This is a genomic window from Kibdelosporangium phytohabitans (genome assembly GCF_001302585.1).
Lineage (GTDB): Bacteria > Actinomycetota > Actinomycetes > Mycobacteriales > Pseudonocardiaceae > Kibdelosporangium > Kibdelosporangium phytohabitans.
Genome location: NZ_CP012752.1, coordinates 976,854 through 998,424, shown reverse-complemented (window position 1 = coordinate 998,424; position 21,571 = coordinate 976,854). Strand labels below are relative to the sequence as shown.

General features: G+C 66.9%; 21 protein-coding genes and 1 pseudogene. 2 read left to right on the top strand and 20 right to left on the bottom strand.

All coding sequences use genetic code 11. The features are described 5' to 3' along the window. Positions 1-28 precede the first annotated feature (28 nt). Entirely contained in the window at positions 29-1,108 is a 1,080-nt protein-coding gene (locus AOZ06_RS59605) for a fasciclin domain-containing protein (protein WP_083471504.1), read from the bottom strand. A gap of 339 nt (positions 1,109-1,447) precedes the next feature. Between AOZ06_RS59605 and AOZ06_RS04585 the strand changes: the two genes are divergently transcribed. Then, complete coding sequence (locus AOZ06_RS04585) at positions 1,448-2,173, top strand: DUF4394 domain-containing protein (protein WP_169798854.1); 726 nt, start codon at positions 1,448-1,450, stop codon at positions 2,171-2,173. Positions 2,174-2,234: 61 nt separating this feature from the next. Here the strand turns inward: AOZ06_RS04585 and AOZ06_RS04580 are convergent, their stop codons facing one another. The 7 genes from AOZ06_RS04580 to AOZ06_RS04545 form a co-directional block, all read right to left on the bottom strand. Beyond that, a complete protein-coding gene (locus tag AOZ06_RS04580; protein WP_054288272.1) occupies positions 2,235-3,779 on the bottom strand; it encodes a serine-rich family protein in 1,545 nt (514 codons plus the stop codon). 1,283 nt (positions 3,780-5,062) lie between these two features. After that, complete coding sequence (locus AOZ06_RS04570) at positions 5,063-5,692, bottom strand: hypothetical protein (RefSeq protein ID WP_054296417.1); 630 nt, start codon at positions 5,690-5,692, stop codon at positions 5,063-5,065. A gap of 107 nt (positions 5,693-5,799) precedes the next feature. Then, complete coding sequence (locus tag AOZ06_RS04565) at positions 5,800-6,195, bottom strand: hypothetical protein (RefSeq protein WP_236952078.1); 396 nt, start codon at positions 6,193-6,195, stop codon at positions 5,800-5,802. Positions 6,196-6,253: 58 nt separating this feature from the next. Next, positions 6,254-7,582 carry a molybdopterin-dependent oxidoreductase gene (locus AOZ06_RS04560; protein WP_054288269.1) on the bottom strand — a complete coding sequence of 443 codons (1,329 nt, stop codon included), beginning with the start codon at positions 7,580-7,582 and terminating at the stop codon, positions 6,254-6,256. Next, complete coding sequence (locus AOZ06_RS04555; RefSeq protein WP_236952077.1) at positions 7,579-8,235, bottom strand: methyltransferase domain-containing protein; 657 nt, start codon at positions 8,233-8,235, stop codon at positions 7,579-7,581. The genes AOZ06_RS04560 and AOZ06_RS04555 overlap by 4 nt, the downstream gene beginning before the upstream one ends. Then, the gene (locus AOZ06_RS04550) at positions 8,232-8,900 is read right to left on the bottom strand and encodes a TIGR04282 family arsenosugar biosynthesis glycosyltransferase (RefSeq protein WP_054288267.1); all 669 of its coding nucleotides are present in this window, start codon (positions 8,898-8,900) and stop codon (positions 8,232-8,234) included. The genes AOZ06_RS04555 and AOZ06_RS04550 overlap by 4 nt, the downstream gene beginning before the upstream one ends. Then, positions 8,897-9,556, bottom strand: a complete 660-nt coding sequence (locus tag AOZ06_RS04545) for a glycosyltransferase family 2 protein (protein WP_054288266.1) — start codon at positions 9,554-9,556, stop codon at positions 8,897-8,899. Before AOZ06_RS04545 ends, AOZ06_RS04550 begins: the two co-directional genes overlap by 4 nt. 142 nt (positions 9,557-9,698) lie before the next feature. Between AOZ06_RS04545 and AOZ06_RS04540 the strand changes: the two genes are divergently transcribed. Further along, positions 9,699-11,057, top strand: a complete 1,359-nt coding sequence (locus AOZ06_RS04540) for a hypothetical protein (RefSeq protein ID WP_236952076.1) — start codon at positions 9,699-9,701, stop codon at positions 11,055-11,057. On the opposite strand, the gene AOZ06_RS04535 is transcribed toward AOZ06_RS04540, so the two are convergent. The 12 genes and pseudogenes from AOZ06_RS04535 to AOZ06_RS53440 form a co-directional block, all read right to left on the bottom strand. Continuing rightward, positions 11,044-12,117, bottom strand: a complete 1,074-nt coding sequence (locus AOZ06_RS04535) for an NAD-dependent epimerase/dehydratase family protein (protein WP_054288265.1) — start codon at positions 12,115-12,117, stop codon at positions 11,044-11,046. The two genes, AOZ06_RS04540 and AOZ06_RS04535, sit on opposite strands and share 14 nt — an antisense overlap. Before the next feature lie 484 nt (positions 12,118-12,601). Continuing rightward, on the bottom strand, positions 12,602-13,360 hold the full coding sequence (locus tag AOZ06_RS04530; protein ID WP_054288264.1) for a GAF and ANTAR domain-containing protein: 759 nt from the start codon (positions 13,358-13,360) through the stop codon (positions 12,602-12,604). Positions 13,361-13,390: 30 nt separating this feature from the next. Continuing rightward, entirely contained in the window at positions 13,391-13,537 is a 147-nt protein-coding gene (locus AOZ06_RS59600) for a hypothetical protein (RefSeq protein ID WP_225954721.1), read from the bottom strand. Between the two features lie 173 nt (positions 13,538-13,710). After that, a pseudogene (locus AOZ06_RS59595) lies at positions 13,711-14,139 on the bottom strand (GAF domain-containing protein); the annotation flags it as partial. A 25-nt stretch (positions 14,140-14,164) separates the two neighbouring features. Further along, positions 14,165-14,911: a GAF and ANTAR domain-containing protein gene (locus tag AOZ06_RS04520; protein ID WP_236952075.1), complete on the bottom strand. Its 747-nt coding sequence runs from the start codon at positions 14,909-14,911 to the stop codon at positions 14,165-14,167. A 185-nt stretch (positions 14,912-15,096) separates the two neighbouring features. Next, entirely contained in the window at positions 15,097-15,423 is a 327-nt protein-coding gene (locus AOZ06_RS04515; RefSeq protein WP_169798853.1) for an STAS domain-containing protein, read from the bottom strand. Positions 15,424-15,907: 484 nt separating this feature from the next. Further along, positions 15,908-16,786, bottom strand: coding sequence for an NYN domain-containing protein (locus AOZ06_RS04510; protein ID WP_225953009.1), 879 nt, complete (start codon positions 16,784-16,786; stop codon positions 15,908-15,910). Between the two features lie 39 nt (positions 16,787-16,825). Then, the gene (istB, locus tag AOZ06_RS04505) at positions 16,826-17,641 is read right to left on the bottom strand and encodes an IS21-like element helper ATPase IstB (RefSeq protein ID WP_083471502.1); all 816 of its coding nucleotides are present in this window, start codon (positions 17,639-17,641) and stop codon (positions 16,826-16,828) included. Continuing rightward, positions 17,638-19,338 carry an IS21 family transposase gene (istA, locus tag AOZ06_RS04500; RefSeq protein ID WP_054296412.1) on the bottom strand — a complete coding sequence of 567 codons (1,701 nt, stop codon included), beginning with the start codon at positions 19,336-19,338 and terminating at the stop codon, positions 17,638-17,640. The genes istB and istA overlap by 4 nt, the downstream gene beginning before the upstream one ends. 79 nt (positions 19,339-19,417) lie before the next feature. Further along, entirely contained in the window at positions 19,418-19,960 is a 543-nt protein-coding gene (locus AOZ06_RS04495; RefSeq protein ID WP_054288262.1) for an STAS domain-containing protein, read from the bottom strand. Positions 19,961-20,314: 354 nt separating this feature from the next. After that, positions 20,315-20,872 carry a sigma factor-like helix-turn-helix DNA-binding protein gene (locus AOZ06_RS04490; RefSeq protein WP_083471500.1) on the bottom strand — a complete coding sequence of 186 codons (558 nt, stop codon included), beginning with the start codon at positions 20,870-20,872 and terminating at the stop codon, positions 20,315-20,317. A gap of 368 nt (positions 20,873-21,240) precedes the next feature. After that, positions 21,241-21,570: a hypothetical protein gene (locus AOZ06_RS53440; RefSeq protein WP_083471499.1), complete on the bottom strand. Its 330-nt coding sequence runs from the start codon at positions 21,568-21,570 to the stop codon at positions 21,241-21,243. Position 21,571: the final 1 nt, after the last annotated feature.

The following is a 21,571-nucleotide window of genomic DNA, read 5'->3' as shown; positions in this document are numbered from 1 at the left end:
GGCAGCCGGTCTTGCGATGTCGCCTTGGTTACGCGGCGGGCGGCATCAGAACCGAGTCGATGATGTACACCGTGGCGTTGGCGGTCTTGACGTTGCCGCAGACGACCTTGGCGCCACCGGAACCGATCGTGAACTCCTGGCCGCTGCCGGTGGTGGTCAGCTTGCCCTTCTCGACGGTGTCGAAGCTGCCCGAGGCCAGGTCGGCCGTGGTGACCTTCTTCGGCACGACGTGGTAGGTCAGGATCTTGGTCAGCAGCGCCTTGTCGGCCAGCACCTTGTCAAGATCCGCCTTGGGCAGCTTGGCGAACGCGTCGTTGCTCGGCGCGAACACCGTGACGTCCTTCAACCCGTTGAGGGTGTCGACCAGACCGGCCTGCTTGACCGCGGTGACCAGAGTGGACAGCGCCGGGTTGTTCGACGCGGCGGTCGCGACCGGGTCCATGGCCATGCCCTGGAAGCTGCCGGGGCCGTCCTTCGGAATCGACGCACACGCCGTGCCGAACTGCTCGGCGGGCATCATCACGGAGTCGATCAGGTACACAGTGGCGTTACCGGTCTTGACGTTGCCACACACCACGTTGGCGCCCTCGACCTTGAACGACTCGCCGCTGCCGGAGCTGGTGACCGAGTCCTTGGCCAGGGTCTCGAAGGTGCCCGACGCGAGGTCGGTGGGGGTGACGGTCTTGCCGACCACGTGGTGGGTCAGGATCTTGGTCAGCATCTCCTTGTCGGCCAGCACCTTGTCCAGGTCGGCCTTGGGGATCTTGGCGAACGCCTCGTTGGTCGGCGCGAACACCGTGATGTCCTTGGCGCTGTTGAGCGTGTCCACCAGACCGGCCTGCTTCACCGCCGTGACCAAAGTGGACAACACCGGGTTGTTCGACGCCGCGGTCGCGACCGGGTCCTTCGCCATTCCCGCGAAACTACCCGCGCCGTCCTTGGGCACAGCGCCACACGCGGGGCCGAACTGCGCAGACATCGCCGAACTGCTGGGCGCGGGTGCCGGGGGCTGGTTGGCAGGGGCGGCGGTGTCACTGTTCCCGCAGGCGGCCATGGTCATCAGGGCGAAGCCACCGATGACCGCCGCGGCTGCACGTGGCAAACGCATCTTGTGTTCTCCTTGGGTTCTTTCGAAGTTCTGCCGGGCATTCGACGCGACTCGCGGAGCGGATTGGCGGACGTCGAACAATTCTCTGGCATCGCCTGATCGTGGGACCGATCGAGATCGGGCAGGACGTTCTTCAGACCTCCCCATCCGGTGTCCGTTCTGTTCCGAATGTGCTGTGGCCCGATTTCCTGATCCACGACAGGAGTTGACTGTGCGCAGACCCATCGTGTTGCCCTGGTCGGAGCGTGCGTTCTGGCAGCGGCACTGAGCGGCACAGCCGCGACGGCGGCGCCCGCGAAACACCGCGACGGGGACCTGTTCGTCCTGAGCCAGAGCGGCGTGCTCTACCAGCACGACTCCGCGCTCCGGCTGCTTCCCGAGTCCGGCAAACGCGTCACCGGCGTCGCCAGGAACGACCGTCTGATCGGCCTGGACGCACGCCCTGCGACCGGCGGCCTGTACGCGCTGTCCCGTTCCGGTCAGCTGTACCGGATCGATGCCAAGACCGCGGTCGCGACCCCGGTCGGGGCTCCCATAGCATTGCAGGGCAAGGCGATCGGCTTCGACTTCAACCCGACCGTCGACCGGATCAGGGTGGTGACCGACACGGGCCAGAACCTCCGGCTCCACCCGGACACAGGCGCCGTCGCGGGAACGGACTCTCCCCTGAGTTACCCCGGCGAGAACCGCACACCCCAAGTCACCGCATCCGGATACACCAACAGCGTCGCCGGAGCGACCTCCACCGCTCTCTACGGCCTCGACTCCGCTCGCGACAGCCTCGTCAAACAAGGCAGCCTGCCCGGCGAAACACCCGTGGTGTCGCCGAACACCGGCCAACTGACCACCATCGGCCGCCTGGGCCTGAACATCAGCGCCGTCAACGGCTTCGACATCACCGGCACCGCGAGCGCGGGCACCTACAACCCCCGCGACTACAAGGCTGTGGCGGCCGTTCGGGCGCACGGGCTGACTCTGCTGGTCAGCGTCGACCTGACGACCGGCCAGGCTCGGGTGGTCTCCCCGTTGCTCACCGACGTCGCAGGACTGACTTTCGCCGGCTGAGTCGCGCACGCGAAAGGGCGGCACCAGGATTTCCTGGTGCCGCCCGGTTTTCGTGTGTCTGTCAGGCGCGCGCGTGGCTGGCCGCGTGCCCGCCGTGACCCGCGGGGCCGGAGTGGCCGCCGTGGGTGTTGCTCACGTTGGTCGCGTCGCCGGTGGCGCCGGTCGAGCCGGTGTCACCCGAGTCGCCGGACGTCACGTTGGTGTGCGACGTGCCGTGCGTGGTGTCGCCGTGGTTCTTCCAGCTGTGGTGCTTCCAGCCGTGGTGCTTGCTGTGCTTGTCGCTGGACTTGGAGATGGCGGTGTTGCCGCCGGTCGATCCGGACTTGCCGGAGTCACCGGAGTTGCCGGTCACGGCCTTGTTCGAGCTGGTGGCGCTGCCGCCGTTGCCCGAGTCGCCGCCGTTGCCCGCGACAGCCTTGCCGCCGGTCACTGTGGACGAACCGCGGTGGTGCCACTTCGAGCCGCCCGAGTTGGTGCTCGTGGCGTTCACTGTGGCGTTGCCGCCGTTGCCGGCTGCGCCGGAGTTGCCGCCCTGGGTGTTGCTGACGTTCGTCGCGTCGCCGGTGGTACCCGTCGAGCCGGTGTCACCCGAGTCGCCGGACGTCACCATGGTGTGCGACGTGCGGTGCCAGCCACGGTTGTTCCCCAGGTTGAGCACGTAGGCAGTGTTGCCGCCGGTCGCACCGGACTTGCCGGAGTCACCGGAATCGCCGGTCACGGCCTTGTTCGAGCTGGAGGCGTTGCCACCCTTGCCCGAGTCGCCGCCGTTACCCGCAACAGCCTTGCCACCGGTCAGCGAACGCACCACCGACGAGTTCACGCCGTTGGTCGCGTTGGCGTCCACAGTGGCGTCGCCGCCGTTGCCCGCCGGGCCGGAGTGTCCGCCCTGGGTGTTGCTGATGTTCGTGGCGTCACCCGTGGCGCCCGTCGAGCCGGTGTCACCCGAGTCGCCTGAGGTCACCGAGGTCTCGCAACGCGCGAGCACACAGAGCCCGTAGGCGGAGTTCCCGCCGGTCGACCCGGAGTTGCCCGAGTTGCCTGAATTGCCAGTCACGGCCTTGTTCGAGCTGGTGGCGTTGCCGCCCTTGCCCGAGTCGCCGCCGTTGCCGCCCACGGCCTTCCCGACAGTCGTTGACACGCTGCCGCCGTGGTGCCGCGCGCCCTGAGTGGCGTTCCCGTTCGTGTGGGTCGCGGCGTTGCCGCCGTTGTCCGCCGAACCGGAGTTGCCGCCCTGGGTGTTGCTGGCGTTCGTGGCGTTTCCAGTCGCACCGGTCGATCCGGTGTTGCCGGAGTTGCCCGAGCTGACGTGCGTCTCGCAGCGCGCGAGCACGCACACACCGTATGCGGAGTTCCCGCCGGTCGACCCGGAGTTGCCCGAGTTCCCGGAGTTGCCGGTCACGGCCTTGTTCGAGCTGGAGGTGCTGCCGCCGTTGCCCGAGTCGCCGCCGTTACCCGCGTGGGAGCTGCCCAGCACGGTGTTGAGCGTTCCGCCGAGACCCAGTGGGCCATCGGAACCGGTGTCAGCGCTCGCGACCGCGTTGCCCAGCAGGACGAACCCGCCGGACATGACTGCGGCGACGATGCCGCGTCGTACGTACCTGTGCATCCTTTTTCCTTGCCCTTCAATCGCTTCGTGGGAAGAACTTCAGCTCAGCGAAGAAACAAGGACGATCAACTTGGATGATGCCTGCCGTACGACGTCCACCACGACGGCCCCACCGACATGCCCGATGCCGCGCCCCATGACCCAACCGGTCGTGGCAACACGCGTGTACCGGTCACAGTGGACCCATCAGCACCTGGACCATGCGGTGCGTTCGTGACACCGCCGGGCGCTCCGGTCGCGGCCGGACCACTCGGTGGTGTCGGCGGCGCACTCGGCGCCGGCTTCACCGTCCACAACGAAAAACCAGTGTCCACCTTGTGGGCAGGCGCGATATCCGCAGGCCTCGTGTCCGCGTGCCCGGTGACGCCATGGTGCTGAAGCGACAGCGGCGGTGTCACGGACTCCACAACAGGCGAATCAACCGGCTGTGCTTCCCGATCGGGCCACCCGGTGTCCGTGTCCGGGGAATGCCGCGGTTCTCGATCACTGCGACTGGCACCCGGGGATTCGGGACCAGTGACGGCCTCGACCACCGGCTCAGCGGCGATCGCCCTGTTCACTGGCTTGACCACTGAATCCACCGCACGGACCACAGACCCCAGAAGCGGCTCCGTGACCGGCTTGACCACACCGGACACATCCGACAACACCGGCGACAACGCTCGGGTCACCGGCGCCAGCACCGGGCGAGTGATCGGCGCTACGGCCTCGGTCACCGGCGTGATCACCGGCTCAACCGCTGTGGCCGCGCCGCGCGCTACTGGAGCGACCGCGGCGCCGACCACATCACCGAGACCGTTCGTCACACCGCCCAACAAACCTGGCTGCGCGTTGCCGTTGTCCTGTTCGGCATTCGCTTTTCCAGCTGTGAGCAGGGCGAACAAAAAGAACCCGGCAGTCAATCCGACGAGCATCCCGACAGCCTTGACCAACCGCTGAAGGATGTCACTTTCCGTCACATCATTCGGAACACTCGTCACCAACTTCACCCGCATGAACTTCACCTCCCCTCGATCGGGCGACAACCTGGTACCCGGCATTCGAGACCCGGACACTCCCGGATGGGGGCGACGTCCAAAATTATTTCAAGCACAGCAACGGAACACTGCGAAACTTGGCAGGATACCCGTGACCTCGCACCGCAAACACGCGGGCGGAAACTCGACGGATGGGATCCCGGACGGGCGAATCGCGAGCAGGGCAGCGGCTGTTCTCGTTCCCTGCGCAGATCGGTGTGGTGCGGCTAGGATCGTTGGGTCTGTACCGGGATGCGCCTGGCCCGCTCACCCGGGTGGAGTCGACCGACGCGACGTTCCTCGCGTTGTTCGCGCTGGATTGTCGATCGGTGGCGGATCCATGTGCAGCGCCAACAGAAGCATGCTTACTGCGACGGCGAGCATGGTGAGGACGCCGCGTGGCCAGAAGATGTGACTGTCGATGAAGGACACGCTTGCGGCAAGCAGGATCAGGCCGCCTGGCAATGCTCGCCATCCCGCGCGGTACGTGGTGTCCGCGGTGATGCAGAGGTTGGCGGCGAGGAAACAGCTCGCGCCGATGTAGCCGAGCATGTCGCCGATGGTGAAGACGGAGCCGGTGATCGGTGTGACGGCGTGTTCGTGTGTCGTGACGGTGCCGGCGGCGATGCCCGCGACGGCGTCGAGGCCGGTGTAGAACGCCGCGAAGCCGAAGCTGGCCAGTCGCCCTGCCCATCGTAGAAGTGGATGCGCTGGTGTCAGGAGTATCCACTGTGCCACGGCCAGAAGGGGGAACACGGGGAGCAGCAGGACGTGGATCGTCGTCCACCATTCGGCGTTCGTGGCCTCCAACGGTGCTGGGTGCACGGCGCCGAATCCGGCGAGCATCAACCCGGGCAATGCCAGGAGCAGGGCCCGTGGCCATCGTTGTCGAAGCATCATCTGACGCTAGTCCTGACTCGTTGATCGAGGGGATGAGGAATGCACGCACTGCGCAGCACGGGCTCGACAGCGGCGCTGGTCATTGAATCCGCTGTGTGGTGGGCTCATCGTGGGTTGAGGTGGCGTAGGGCGTACACGATGGCGCTGGCCGTGAAGAAGATGGCGGTGAGCAGGAGCCATCGGTAGAGGAACGGTTCTTGGGTTTGCCCGGTCGCGGCCAGGTAGGTGTCGGCGCCTTGGCGGATGATGCCCGGGAGGAAGACCAGCAGGAGCAAGCCGGATGCCAGGGCCGGGACGCGCAGGTAGTTGAGCATTGGCAGCCTGCGGCGGGGAAGCAGATGGCGTGCCGCGTGGTCGGCGAGGGTGTACATCGGGAAGAGGATCAGGTCGTGGCCGATGACCGCGGCGGCGAACCAGAGCAGCATGCGGGACAGGTCAGGCTCGGCCACGATGTGGACGACGACGTACCCGGTGAGGACGAAACTGGCGAGCAGAGCCACGAGACGCGCCAGTCGCGCGCTGCCTGACCCATCTGGGGCTGTGTGGGGTGTGCGCATGTCAGGGTGTCCGGAATTCGATCGAGCGGACCCACTTGGTGTTGTGCACGCCGGGCAGCGCGGGAACGATGACGCGCGCCGGGTAGCCGTGGTCCAGGCTGAGGTCGGCGTCGTTGACGCGCAGGGCGAGCAGTGAGTCCGGGTCGAGTACTTGGTTGGCCTGCAGTGTTGCCGCGTTGAAGGAGCCGGTTTTCTCCAGGGACCGGATGTGGGCCGAGGCGGGCTGTGGCAGACCGGCGAGTGCGCAGAGGTCACGGAGCCTGACTCCGGCCCAGGTTTGTGTGGTGGACCATCCTTCCACGCACGCGATGGGGAGTGTCGCGCTGTGTTGCGGCAGCGCGGCGAGTTGGTCGCGGGTCAACCGGACGGTGCGGTCACCGGCCAGCAGAGTCAGGATCCACGCGGGACCGGTGTCAGCGTCGGTGATGGCTGCGGCGTTCGCCGTGCGGTTGATGGGAAAACCGTTGGGGCCCTCGCCAGGAGTGCGGCCGCGAGGCAGCAGCAACGCGGCCGGTCGGGTGATACCGCCGATGGTCTGCCCGGCGGTGAGCACGCCGATCAGGATGCTTCCTCCGGCCACCACGCCGAGTGCGCCGCGGCGGCTGATCGTCGGTTCGGCGGGCGTGGCCGCGACCAAACCGTTGTCGTCCGGTGGTTCGGGTGTGGTGTCGGCTCGTGAGGTGCGTAGTTCGGCGCGGAACGATCGGGAGCGCAGGGCGCGGATCATGTGGGGCAGTTTGAGGGCGACATGGGCGAGGAACGCGGCGATGAAGACCCAGGCGCCGTAGTAGTGGGCGGTGTAGAAGCTGAACCCGAACACGTAGTCGTACTGGATGTTCAGGACACCGGTGACGATCTCGAACAGGATCGAGCCGACGAGCAGCAGCAGCGAGACCCGTTCCAGGGCCTGGAGCAGGGAGCGTGCCGGGGGCCAGGTGAACAGCCTGGGTACCACCGACCACAGTTTGGCCAGTATGACGGGGATCAGGATCAACCCGAGTCCCACGTGCAGGCCCTGGGTGAGGCGGTAGAGCCACGAGGGCCGGGTGGGCCAGTCGAAGGACGGTAGCCGCAGCCAGCCGACGTCCGTGGGCAGTGCTTGTCCGAACTGGGGGCCGTAGGCGCTGTAGGACAGCAAACCGGTGATGATCACGATGGGCAGGCTGACCAGCAGCACGGCGCCGAGGACGGACGTCAGCCAGGGGCCACGGATCGGGCTGCGCCACGCGCGGGGCCGGAACGGTCCGGGTGGACGGTGCCGCTCGAGGAAACGCCAGAGACCAGCGGGGAATCCGTACGACTGTTTGCCGGTCGGTGGCTGTGGTGTCATGGGAGGTGCCGTCCGATGCGGGCGAAGCACCGTCCGGCGGCGTGGCGTGTCCCGATGAGCCGGAGACCGGCGCGGGTGGCGAGCTCAGCGACAGCGTCGAGTCCCACCATCGCCCAGGGAAACCAAGCGCCTGTGGTGTCGTGGTCGGGTATGCGTGCCGAGCCGCGCCACAGTCCGGCGTGCACGGCGTCGATTTCCAGTAGCAGGCTTCCGGTCGCTGTCAGCAGTGACGCGGCCCGGTGCAGCAACGCGAGGGGGTTGCCGCCGATGCCGATGTTGCCGTCCGCGAGCAGGACATGCTGCCACTGTCCTTCGCGTGGAAGGGGCGCGAACACGTCGGCCTGCACGACCGGTACTCCTTTGTCGCGGCAGAACGCGACGGCGTGGTCGGAGGTGTCGACTCCCAAGGCGGGGATGTCGCGGGCCTGCAGTGCCTCGACGAAGCGTCCGGGGCCGCAGCCGAGGTCGATGGTCGGACCGTGACACCGGTTCACCAGCCACCGGTCCGCCCCGGTCGGTGTGGTGTGCCACCGCTGGGTGTTCATCACCAGTCGTCGTCCGTCACTGAGTTCCAGCACCCGGGCGGTGCCGGTCAAGGCGGCGCGAAAGCAGTCGTCCCGCACCGGGGGGCGGATCGTTGCCGAGTGGGTCACAGCAGTTTCCCCACTGCACCGGCGAACCTGGTTCCCGGCGCGCTGGCCGCCAAGTCCCGTGCGTCGTCAATAGTGTCCACGTCGGACAGAGTTGCCACGGTGCCGAGGCGCAAACCGTGGTCGCGCAATGCCTGGGCTGTGCGGTGTCCGGTGTCGGATCGCGATGTGGGCACGTCGGTGACGCAGGCCGCGGCCGCCGGGTCGCGAAGTCCGAGGACCCACCAGCCGCCGTCGGTGGCCGCGCCCAGCACGGCGTCGGTGCCCTCGCGCATCAGGCGCTCACGACACTGCTCCAGCAACCGGCTGTTGAGCTGTGGGGTGTCCATTCCGATCTGCAGTGTCGGCCGACCGGGCAGCAGTTTCGCGACGTCCAGGTGCGCGGCGGCGATCCGTTCGCCGAGCGACCGGCCGCGTTGCGGGATCACGGTGATCGCGCGCAGGGCGTGTCTGATCTCGACTTCGCCGACCGTGTCTGTCAGGTCTCCGGCCAGTGCCACGATCGGTTGGCAGTCGGCAACCGCACACACGGCGTCCACAGTGTCCAGCAGCGCCGCCGCCGCGATGTGCGCGGCCTGCACGGGCGTCGCCGGTGGAGACAACCGGGTCTTGACCAGGCCCGGACGCGGAGCCTTCGCCAGGACCAGTATCACCAACGGTGTACTCATAGCCGCACCAGCACTGTGCTCATATCGCGAACGGCACGCAGCGTGCCGCGCACGGATCCGGACACCTTGGACCGGCCACCGGCACGAGGGCGGTAGTCCACTTCGACCTCACGCAGCCGCCAGCCCGCCTTGCCCGCTCGCACCAGCAGTTCGAGCGGATACCCGAACGCGCGGTCCTCGACGCCCAACTCGAGCAGCCGGGTACGGCGCCCGACCCGGATCGGAGCGATGTCGTGGACCGGCACGCCGCGACGCCGAAGCGTTGCGGCCAGTAGCGCGTTACCTGCCCTGGCGTGCCACGGTTGCGCGGCCCGGTGCGAGGGCACCCGGCGCCCCACCACAAGGTCAGCGTCCTCTGAGACGAGCAGTTCGGTCATCGCGGGCAGGCTGGTCGGGTCCAGCGACCCGTCCGCGTCCATCACCGCGACGATGTCGCTGCGGGCGTGGACGAGTCCGCAATGGACCGCGGCCCCATAGCCTGGCCGCTGTTCGTGGACCACCCGTGCTCCGAGTCTGAGCGCCACCTGCTCGGTGCCGTCGGTCGACCCGTTGTCCACCACCAGCGGCAGGAACCCCTCGGGCAGTGCGCGCAGCACTCCCGGCAGAGCCTCTGCCTCGTTCAGACACGGCAACACGACGTCTACGTTGAGCTTCACATAATCAATTCGGAGTCGATCTCTTCATGGATGCCTTTCGACGCGATATTTTTCGAATTGCCGACACCTCCAGCGTGTGAGATAATCTGCACTCGACGAAGATCATTCCGCCTATACGCTGCTTGTCGTTTACTATGCGCACGTGTCGAACATTCGACAGACCAACGACACCACTACGAGCAGAAAAGGGCGCCGTGGAACGACGTTCGATCTGCTTGCCGTATTCGCCGGAATAGTCCTGGTGGTCACCACCGCGTTGATCGGCTGGCGGTTGATCGACGAGCGGGTGGACATCTTTCTCTGGTTTCCCCCGCTCTTGGCCGGGTGGGAACCACACATCGGACCGGGTACCGGGCCTGCGCTGGTCACGGCCGCACTGATCGTGCTCTACGGCCCGCGTTGCGCCCAGCGGATGGGGTGGCGCGGTCTGCTGGCAGCCGCGTGGGCGGCGTCCGCAGCATGGACCATGTTCCTGGCGCTGGTGGACGGGTATCAGCGCGGTATCGCCGACCGGCTCACCAGCCGCGACGAGTACCTGCATGACGTCTGGCGGGTCGATGACATACCGCGCATGCTGCGGGAGTTCTCCGGGCATATCCTGACCGACCAGCCCGATCACTGGACCACCCACGTCGGTGCCCACCCGCCGGGCGCGTTCCTGCTGTTCGTGTGGCTGGACCGGATCGGTCTCGGTGGCGGCGGTGCCGCCGGGATCGTCTGTGTCCTGCTCGGTGCCTCGGCATGCGTCGCGGTCGCGGTGACACTGCGGGCGGTGGGACGTGAGGACTTCGCCCGCACAGTGCTGCCCTTCTCGGTGCTGCTGCCCGGCGCGGTATGGGTCGGAGTGTCAGCGGACGGCGTGCTCGCGGCCGTGCTCGCATGGAGCGTGGCGCTGCTGGCCATCGGCGTGACCCGACGTGGATGGCGAGCAGACCTTGCCGCTGTGGTCGGCGGGATGCTGTTCGGATTTGCGGTGCACCTGTCCTACGGCCTCGTGCTCGGTGGACTGCTGGTCCTGGCCGTACTCGCCCTCTCCCCGCGCTGGCGTCCAGCCTTGTTCGCCGCACTGGGCGTCGTGATCGTGGTGGCCGTGTTCGTGGCGAGCGGATTCTGGTGGTTCACCGGCTACCAACTCACCACGATCATCTACGCCGACAGCATCACCAAAACCAGGCCCTACTCCTACTTCCTGTGGGCCAACCTCGCCGCGACGCTGTTCGTCATCGGGCCCGCGACCGTGGCAGGCCTGCGCCGAACCGCCGCACGCCCCCACATCCTCGGCAAGGCGGCGGGCCTGCTCGTGGCCGCGGCATTGGTGGCTATTCTCGTCGCCGATGTCTCCGGGATGAGCAAGGGCGAGGTGGAACGAATCTGGTTGCCGTTCGCCGTCTGGCTGATCGTCGCGTGTGGCGCGCTACCTGAAGCTCAGCGGCGCTGGTGGCTCACTGGTCAGGCGTTACTCGCGCTGCTGGTCAACCATCTGCTGTTCACTCCGTGGTAGCCGCTCGCTGCGCCGCCGAGGCCCGCAGCGGGGCGTGCGCGAACTGCGCGACCCCCTCGGCAAAGGACATCGCCGCACGGAAACCAAGCAACTCACCCGCTCGAGCCGGATCAGCCACCACATGCCGGACATCGCCAGGCCGCGCCCCACCCACGACCCGCGGCTGCGGCCCCCGCATCGCCGCGGACAGCGCCGAGGCCAACTCGCCGACCGTATGCGGTTCGCCAGAACAGATATTCACCGCTCGAAACTCGCCCGGCGGCATACTGGCCTCCAGCGCGAGAACATTAGCCGCGGCCACGTCGGTGACATGAACAAAATCCCGCCGCTGACGCCCGTCTTCCATCACCTGAGGCGCCTGGCCGTTCTCCAACGAGGATCGAAACAGCGACGCCACACCCGCATACGGCGTATCCCTCGGCATTCGCGGCCCGTACACATTGTGATAACGCATCGCCCAGACAGTACCGTCGGTTTGCCTGGCCCACGCCTTCGCCAAATATTCCTGCGCGGCCTTGGTCGCCGCATACGTACTGCGCGGATCCAATACCGCGTCCTCGCCCACCAAACCCGACACCAGCGCACACCCACACGCCGGACACATCGGATCAAACCTCGCCTCGGCGAGATCCCGCGCCGCCCGCGGCCCCGGCACCATCTCGCCGTGCTCAGGACAGTCATACCGCCCCTCGCCGTAGACCACCATGGAACTGGCCATCACCAACCGCTGCACACCATGCGCGTACATCGCCGCCAGCAGCACCGCGGTACCGAAATCGTTCACGCTGGCATACTCCGGCGCGTCCGCCGGGTCCACCCCATGACCGACCATCGCGGCCTGGTGACACACCGCGTCCACCCCCGGCAACAACCGATCCAGCACACCACGATCCCGCACGTCACCACGAACCAGCTCATGCGCCAACTCCGGCACATGCCCAAAGCCATGAGCCTGCGGCAGCAACGCATCCATCACCACCACCCCATGCCCCGCGGCAACCAGCGCGTCGGCGATATAGGAACCAATGAAACCAGCACCACCAGTGACAAGCACACGCATACTGTCGAACCTAAGTCACCCAGACACGTTCCGCTGGTCGATCCAGCCACGGCCACGCTCGCGGTGCTGCTGAACACCTGGCCGGTCGCAGCGTCACTCGGGAGCGTAACAAGCCAGGCAATCGTTACAACTCCGGACGGCACATCTCTGACAACGGACGCGAACTCGTCACGCTGCTCTCCAGGCTTGTCACGAACTGGCCGGTACCTGTGACCTAGATTGTCCTTATCGGACACTCTATGGGCAGCCTGGTGACGCGCAGCGCACTCCATCAAGCTCAGGCGACAGCGACCAGAATGCCGACCGCCAATGGCTCGGCGGCATGCACCACTTCCACCTGCTGCGACACGACCGCGTCTACTACGACATACGCCGCTGGCTAAGCCACGACAGCCCACAACACCCCGCCTGATCGGACCAGATTGCCGTCGGCCTCGGACATCCTGCTGCCGGCCACTCCGACCTGGGTATCACTGGGATCGTGCTATTTCTGGGCACGAGCCTCCGCCGCCAGCTCGGCGAAGTCCGCTGTTCCCGCGATCACGGTGCGGGCCAGGTCGGTCATCCGCTGGTTGTGGGACCGGGCATAGGCGCGCAAGCGGCCGAACGCCTCATCCGGCGATACCCCGCCGCGTTCGGCGAGGATCGCTTTCGCCTGTTCGATCACGATCCTGGTGTCCAGCGCGTTCTGCAACTGCCCAGCGACGAGTTCGCTGTGTTCGATGGCGCGGTGCTGCAGGATCGCGATGGTCGCGATATCAGCCAACGCCTGCCCCAGTTGCAGGTCATCGTCGGGCAAAGCGCCGGGTTCAGTGTTCAGCAGCGCCAGTACACCAACAGTCTGGTCACGCAGCCGCATCGGCACCGCGTGCACGGCACGGAAGCCGCACTCGTGGGCCGCGGCGGTGAACCGGGGCCACCGCTGCCGGTGCGACTCGATGTCGGTACAGATCACCGGGGACCCGGTGCGTGCGCAGTCCACGCACGGCCCGTCCTCGGTCTGCGCCGCGAACAGCTCCAGCAGCTCCGCACGTTGCGACGAGCTGGCCATCACTTCCAACCCGCCGTCAGCAGCGACCAGCATCACCCCCGCGGCGGACACCGCTAGCAGCTCCACGACCCGTTCGACGAGCATGTGCAGGACATCAGCGATGTCGAAGTCGGTGACAAGTGTGTCCGCCAACGCGACGAACGTACGCGACACCCGCTGCTGACGTGCGTCGATGTCAGGTGTGTCCGGCATGAGGCAATGTCCCTCCAGGCAAGCCGGCGGCTACGGCTGGGATGTGGTGGCTGGATCGCTGAGCAGAACACCAGCTTCCACGGTGTTGATGGCGACGTCACGGGCGACGTCGGAAAGGCGTCGGTGATGGGTTCGGGCGTAGGTGCGCAGCGTGAGGTAGGCTTGGTGCATGTCCATGCCGCCGAACTCGCGAGGACTCCCTTGGCCTGTTCGATGACGGTTCGGTGATGCAGCGCGGCCTGCAACTGTTCCGACACGATCTGCTTGTGGTGCACCGCGCGCTGCTGCAGGATGCCGATGGTGGCCACGTCGGCCAGGGCCTGTCCCAGCGCGATGCTGTCGTCGTCGATGGCGGTTGTGTGGGTGTTGAGCAGGGTCAGAGCGCCGATCACCTCGTCGCGCAACCGCATCGGCACCGCACACGCGGCCCGGAACCCCGCCTCGACCGCGGCGGGCACGAACCGCGGCCAGCGGGCAGTGTCCGCGACCAGATCAGCACTGGCAACCGCCACGCCGGTCTGCACGCAGTCGACACACGGGCCCTGCTCGGTCTGCGCCGCGAAAATCTCGACCAGTTCGGCGTGCTCGGAGGAACCCGCCGCCGGACGCCAGCCACCGCGTTGATCGGACAGGATCACTCCCGCGGCGTCGACCTCGAGCAGCTCAACGGTCCGTTCGGTCAGCAGACCGAGGAAGTCCAGCACATCGAAGTCGGCGACCAAGGTGTCGGCCAGCGTCACGAACGTGCTCGCCAGTCGCTGGTCCCGGACATTGCTCATCACGACGACCTTCCCTCTCCCAGCATTATCGCCCGTCCATGTCGTGGGTGAAACGCAGCGACCGCGCCACCACCTGTCGGGCAACCTCGGCCAACGTCACCTCGTGGGTGAAGGCGTAGCCGCGCATCCGCAGTAACGCCATCTCCGTGCTCACCTCCAACTGCACCTGCACCATTCCAGCGGCCTGGTGCACTTGCACGTGCGAGTTGGCCAGCCAGCTCACGTCCTGCGTGCTGTGGCCGTCGAGGTCGGCCACCACACCTTGCGTGGCCAGATCACTCAAGATCAGCGCGTCGGTCAATTCCGTCCGGGTGAGCGGTCCGGGCGCATCTCGGTACAGATCCAACGATCCCAGCCGCACCACACCGATCTGCAAGGGGAACGAGAACACCGCGGCCGCACCCAGTTCGCACGCCGCGGGGGTGAACGCGGGCCACCGGGTCCGTTCAGCCGCCAGGTCGGCGATCAGGACCGGCCCACCCGACGCGAACGCGTCCAAACACGGCCCCTCCCCCACAGTCAGCTGCAAATCCTCCAGCCCAGCGCTGACCGTGTCGGTAGCGTGCACCAGTCCACGGGTGGGGTACTCCTCGTTCTGACCGTCGGGTCCTGGCAGGTGACTCAGCACCGTGGCGCCTGCTCCGGACACCGACAACTCCCGCACACACCGCTCGCATACCAGACCGACAACAGACCCGGGCTTGACGACACGATCAGCAGCCAGCAAGTCCAGCAACCGCTGACGCCGGTTGCGCACCGTCAACCCCTCCACTCTCGGCCCTCGTCATGAGTCAACCTGAGGAACACGGACCCATCCACCGCCGACCAACGGCCCAACCCGGTGACATCCGCACACATCACCACGCCACACAAGCACTCGCTGCGGGCGACCACGCTCCTCGTCACTGGCCCACTGCCTATCGCCCGCAATGGTGACAGCCGATATGGACTCGGCGTTCACGAGGCCAAGGCTGCGGACAGCGTCGAATAGTTGGCCAGCAGATCCGTCAGACCCGTGATCTCCAGAGAGCGTCTCGCGGCGCCGCCCGTGGCGACCACGACCCGCAGCTCAACTCCCACGCTGGCGCCATGAGCCTTGCCTTGCAGCAGCGCCGAAATCCCGTTCGACGACAGAAACGTGACGCCGGTCAGGTCGAGCACCACGACCCCGACAGTGGTCTCGTTGATCGCGGCCACCACAACCTTGTCCAGCTGGCCGGCGGTGTTCAGATCGATCTCCCCGCCGACCGACACAACTCGAGCCGCGAGGACGTGGTCGACCACGATGTGGAGTAGCTGTTTCACTCGATGCCCTTTCGTGGCGATGCGAACACTTCGCTTAACCGCTCAACGACATCGTCCTCAAGGGACGCCGAGGCTCATTGGTCCACGTCCGAGACCAGACGAAGCGAGTGCCGACGAATGCCAATAGCGGACGCCGGCGCGGACACTGTTTTTGCCGGTCGTTTCTGGCTCCGGCGGTTCGGTCTGATCGGGCCCCGGTGGCGGTTGGCCCGGGGTGAGTTCTGAGTGTGTGTCCGAGGTCGTTCAACGAGTTTGGGCCCCACCCCTGGATGGGTGAAGTTCGTGACTGCCGCGTGGTGCGTGCCCAGTCGGAACGACGTGGACGTCTAAGTTGTCGCAGCCGGGTGTTCACGGGCCCCTCCGACAAGGTGGTCCGTGAGCAGCCGGCCCATCACATTTCAGGGTGCGCGTGCCGAAGGTCCTGCTCCTCGTCGAGGACAGGACCTTCGCTGTTGCTGGCTGGTTAGCTGCTGGTTGGCTCGATCAACGCGAGCCTGATGTCTTGTCCGGATCGACCGGTGGTTTGGATCCGGTGGCCGAGCTTGGTCAGCAGGTCGCGGAAGGTGCTGCAGCCGTAGCGGGCCTGGTCGAACGACGGGTCCAGCGCGACCATTTTGGCCTTGAGCTGGGAAGCCGTTGGTGACTTCGTGGGGATCTGTCGCATCGCGGTGACCAGCAGCGCCTCGGCGTCAGCAAGCCGGGAGCCGCGTTGCGCGGGAGGTGTCGGTGGTTCGGCTGGCGGGTCGACCCGGGCGACGATCGAGCCCCAGAGCTTGTATTCCGAACAGACTGAGACCAGGCGGACGCTGGCCGCGGTTTCCGCGCCAACGCCGATGACGTGCTTGCCGAACTCGCGCAGTTTGGTGACCAGTGGGGAGAAGTCGGAGTCGCCGGTGACCAGGACGAAGGCCTCGACGGTGGGGTGGGTGATCAGGGTTTCCATGGCGTCGACCGTCATGCGGATGTCGGCGCCGTTCTTGCGGGCCGGGCCGTGGCCGATCTGGACCAGGTCGACGCCGTTGCGTTCGAGCACGGCCTGGTAGCGGCCGAAGCGGGTGTCGGCCCAGTCGGCGTAGGCGCGGCGGGTGGTGGCGGCGCCGTAAGCCCGGCAGAGCCAGGTCACCGCCCGGTCGGGGATCGGTTCGGCCCGGTCGGGCAGGCTGGCGGTCGCGCCGAGCACAAGATTCTCGAAGTCCAAGAAGAGCCCGATCTGGTCGGCTCGTGCCCGCGGATCGTCGCGCCATTTCCCGAACATCCTGCGGTGTTGGGCTTCCGCGTCTCGGATCATCCGGACCGCTTCGTTGACCGGCTCGGTGCTGTCGTGCGGCGTGGGTGTCGCCAAGAGAATCCGTCTCGGGTCGGCGTGGGTGTGGGGCGGGCGTCAGCCGAGGAGGCGTTGCTGGGTGGCGCGCAGCCGGAACGAGTCGGTGCCGGTCTCGATGATGGTGCCGTTGAAGGTGAGCCGGTCGACGATGGCCGAGCAGAGTCGCTTGTCAGCGAAGGTCTGGTTCCATTCGGAAAATGGAGCGTTGGACGCGACAGCGATGGCGCTGCGTTCCTCCCTGTCGGTGAACACCTGGAACAGCAGTTTCGCGCCTGCCTTGTCCAGGTCGAGGTAGCCGAACTCGTCCAAACACAGCAGGTCCACTTTGGAGTAGCGGTTGAGGACCCGGGTGAGCTGGCGTTCGTCGGCGGCTTCGACGAGTTCGTTGACCAGGTTGGCGGTGGTTGTGTAGCGGACCCTCAGCCCGGCCTCGGCGATCGCGGTGCCGATACCGATCAGCAGGTGGGATTTGCCGGTGCCGGATTGGCCGATCAAGCAGAGCGGCTGCCCGGCGGTGACCCAGCCCGGCGCGGTCAGGGTGTGGATGACCTCGGGGACGACGTTCGGGTTGGCGGTGAAGTCGAAGTCGTCCAGCCGTTTCGCGCGGGGGAAGTGCGCTTCGCGGACCAGTCGGGTCTTGCGGCGCTCGTCGCGGTGCTCGCATTCGGCGTCCAGCAAGGTGAGCAGGAAGCCTTTGTAAGTGGCCTGCTCGCGCATGGCCGCGGCGGCCAGCTCCTCGAACCGGGCGCCGATCGTGGGCAGGCGCAGGGTGCGGCAGGCCTGGTCGATCACGGCGTCCAGGCTGTCGACGCCGGGCGCGGCCGCGGGGACGGTGTGGGTGGTGGTGACGCTGGCGGGGAGGGTGGCGGTCATGCCGTGGTGCCTTTCGTGCGGCGCAGCAGCTGGTCATAGATCGCCACCGACGGCAGCGGACTCGAGGACGCGGGCAGTTCGCGTTTGGTGTGCAGGGAGATCACCGATGCGCCCGATGGTTGCGGCGCGGGCGCTGGAGGCGCGTGCAGGCGCGGGTCGGGCATGTCGTCGGTAATCACCGGGATCACCACCGTGTCCAGGCCCAGATCGGCCAGGTCACGCTCGTCCAGCAGAGCGCGGCCGGCGTCGTGCGCGGCTTTGCGGGCCTCGATCGCGACCAGGTCCGGGCTGGTCGACCCGGCATGCAGCGTGGTCGTGATGCCCGCGATGACCGCCTCGGCGGGCAGCCTGCGGTGCAGCAACAGCACCTCGATCAGCGCCTTGGTGCCCTCGCCGTCACCGTGTGCGGCGCGGGCCGCGGACCAGAACGCCTCGTGGGTCGCGGTGAAGCTGCCCTCGGCGCGGGCGGTGGCCAACGCGGTCGACCCGGCCAGCGCGCCGGGCTTGCCCAGCAGGATCTCCAGGTAGTGATCGAGCTGGTCGTGCGACTCGCCGCGGCGAGTCATCCGGGCGTGCCGGGCGATCACGGTCGCCTTGTCGAACACGACGACGTCGTTGGCGCGCAGCGAGACCCGCACCCGGCGGCCGATGAACCTCGCCGGGACCGAGTAGTGCGACTGGCGCACGGTGATGCGCGCGTCCCGGCCGACCTTCGGGGTCAGCGTGGTGCCGGTGTCGAAGTCGTCGAACGGCAGCGGCGCCAGCAGATCGGCCTCGTAGGCGAAGTTGAACCCGACCGTGACCCGCTGGTTGTGCAGGACCCGGTTGTCCTCGGCCCGGTCGATCTCGGCGATCCGCTCGTTGAGCTCGGCCAGGCTCACGACGTCCGGGACCGGGACCAGGTGCGTGCGGCGGAACCGGCCGCCTTCCTGCTCGACGCCGCCTTTCTCGTGCGCGCCTTCTTTGCCGGGGATGCAGTAGAACGCGTCGAAACCGTAGTGGGACCTGAATTTCACCCAGTTCTGTGACTCGATCCGGTTGCGGCCGAAACACACCCGCTGGACGGCGGGTTTGAGGTTGTCGTAGCGGATGTGCCGGATCGGGATGCCGCCCAGCGCCCGGAAGGCCTCCACGTGGCCTTCCATGAATGCCTCCTGTCCTTCGGACAGGAACACCCGGTGCACCGCTTTGCCCGAATAGGACAGTCGCAGTGTGAACAGGTGGCACTTCATCACCTGGCCGGAGACCCGTACCCACACGTCGGCGAAGTCGACCTCGGCCTCCTCACCGGGCAGATGCTGCTGGGGCACCATCCCCTCCAGGTGGCGCTGCCGTTCCCGCAGCTCACCGACCAGTTCCGGGCGTCGCCGGGCGATGTAGGTGTAGACCGTGGTGCGGCCCGCCGCGGTGAACCCGTGCTCGCTGATCAGCCGCTGGTAGATCCGCGCGGAGGTGTGTTTCTGCTTGCGCGGCGCGGACAGATCCGCGATCAGCATCTCGTCGATCAACCCGTAGGCCGGTTCCAGCACCGAACGACGAGGGGGCGGCTTCTTACGCTCTTTGGGCACGGGGCTGGCCAGCGCTTCCCGCACCGTCCTGCGGTGCACCTGGTACCGCTCGGCCAGCGTCCGGACCGACACGTCCGGCTCCAGCCGCCGATCACGGCGTATGCGTTCGAACAGCTCGACACGCGACAACGACAACTCCGGCCTCCGACACGACCGCGTAGATGTGAGGCGCCCATCGTTGAGGTCCGAACGGGTGAGCGACGGTCCTTCACCCCATCGTGGGCGTGTCTACAAAGGACGAGGTGGGGCCAAAACTCGTTGAACGACGATCGGTGGGGCCGAAACTCACCGGACAACAGGGGCCAGAACTAACCGGCATAAACACGGACACCATGAGGTGATGGTGTCCCGGATCGCCCACGGAGCGCTCGCTGGCCGCCGCGATGGCGTGGCGCACCGTGTCGTGAACACTGAACACCTGCGCGAGGCCGGTGATTCCGAGCAGCCGCACGATGCGCGGCGGCGCGACCAGAGACAGCGCCGCCCCGGCCAACTGTGTTCGCCGGTGTGCGTCCAAGAGCATGGTCAGGGCCGCGGCGCCGAAGAACGTCACATCGGTGAGGTCCACCAGCAGCACCGGCACCGTGGGACTCGACCGGCACACTCGGCGGACTTCCAGATCGACAACGGGCGCGGACTCGACGGTGACCTCGCCGATGACGCGCAAGACGACAGTGTCCTCACCGCGTGTCTCACTGGTGACGGTCACGGTCGGGCGTCCCGGACGGAACGACATGCGGTGGTGGATCATGTGGCTCCCGGTACGGGAAGACCACGAGTGCCTGAGCGAGAGCGCGGGGGCTTGGCGCTCAGGATCAGCTCCCGCAGCGACGGGCTGATGTCGCATACGACTCTAGGCCCGGTTGCGTCAATGGGCAACAAACGTGGGGGCGAACTGGATCAGCTAGCCGGGTCGACGAACTCGACCTGGGACCACACCGCTTTACCCTGTCCGCATCGCCGCACTCCCCACCGCGCGGACACAGCATCGACGAGGGCGATACCGCGCCCACCGGCACGTGTCGTGGAACACCTCCCGGGCACGGGCGTGGCCTGTGCAGACCAGCCCGCACAAGTCGGCCGCGCTCAGTCCCGTGCCAGAACCTCACCCACGGTCGCGCAGACTGATGAGCGCGTCTCGGAGGAGGGTTTTCGCCTTGTCTGCTGGAATACAGTGGACTTCACTGATCTCGGTGTAGGTCAGTCCGCCGTAGTAGGCCAGTTCGAGCGATTCGCGCTGGATCGGAGGAAGGGCGACCAGCCCACTCTGCGCTCCGGTCTGCTCAGGGACGCTGGTTGTCAATTGTTCCAGCATGTCATGTGGTGAACGGGTGTCACCTGTCGACCGCAGCCGGTCCACCGCGTGCCGGTGGGCGATCGCCATCACCCATTCGAACCCGCCACCGTGGTGATCGGGCGAGTAGCGGCAGGCGGTCCGCCACACGTCAACGAAGACGAGTTCGGAGACCTCCTCGGCCCAAGTGGTATTCGGCAGGATCGCCCGCGCGATACCGAAGACCGTGCCCACCAGCAGCTGGTAAAGCTGGGCGAACGCATGCTCGTCACCAGCACCCACGGAAACAAGAAGGTTGGTGGAATTCCCGGACTCCGTCGAGGACAGGCGAGCGGAGGCGACACGTGGACGCGACAACGAATCAGGCATGGCCGTGCCCCCTCGCAACCAGGCAACGAGTATCACCGAACAACGATTTCCGGGATGGTAGTGACTGGCCCATCACATGGCTCCTGGCATCGACCGATGGACATCGACCGCCAGGGGCTGGGGCGACACGAGTATGACGGCATCACGTCAACCAGCAGCATGCCACTCGCCGTCGTCCACAGCAACTCGACTGGACACGCCACAACCGTCCGCTTGGGACTATCTGCTGCCCAAGCATCAGATCGTTCACAGACAGCGGAACGGAGAGCCGCCACCATTCCGGAGTGCACCATAAGTGGTTTGACACTCCCTGTGGTGGGCAGCACATCGTCCGCGCCAGGCATCGCCGGTCTGTTCAGTGCTCGTGGTCAGCTCAGTAGTGGTGCGACTTTGGTTTTGTCGGCGCCGAGTTCGACATAGAGGCGTGCCCACGCCCGGTCAGTATCGGTGGGGCCGTTGCCGTCGCAGTAGGGCTTAGCGGCGTGGGCGGTGTAGTACCTGAGCAGCGGGAGGGTTTCGTCGGTCCGTCGTTGGGTGGGTTCGGTGTAGCGCGGCCCCGGGGGCTGCGGCTGGTGTGCCATACAGGTGAGAGGTTGCTGGCCTTGGGCGTCGAACAGTGGCCCGGGATCAGGGGCGGGTGGTGGTGCGGCTGTGCACGCGGCGAGCAGCAGGCAGAGCAGCAGGCATGCGGATCGCATG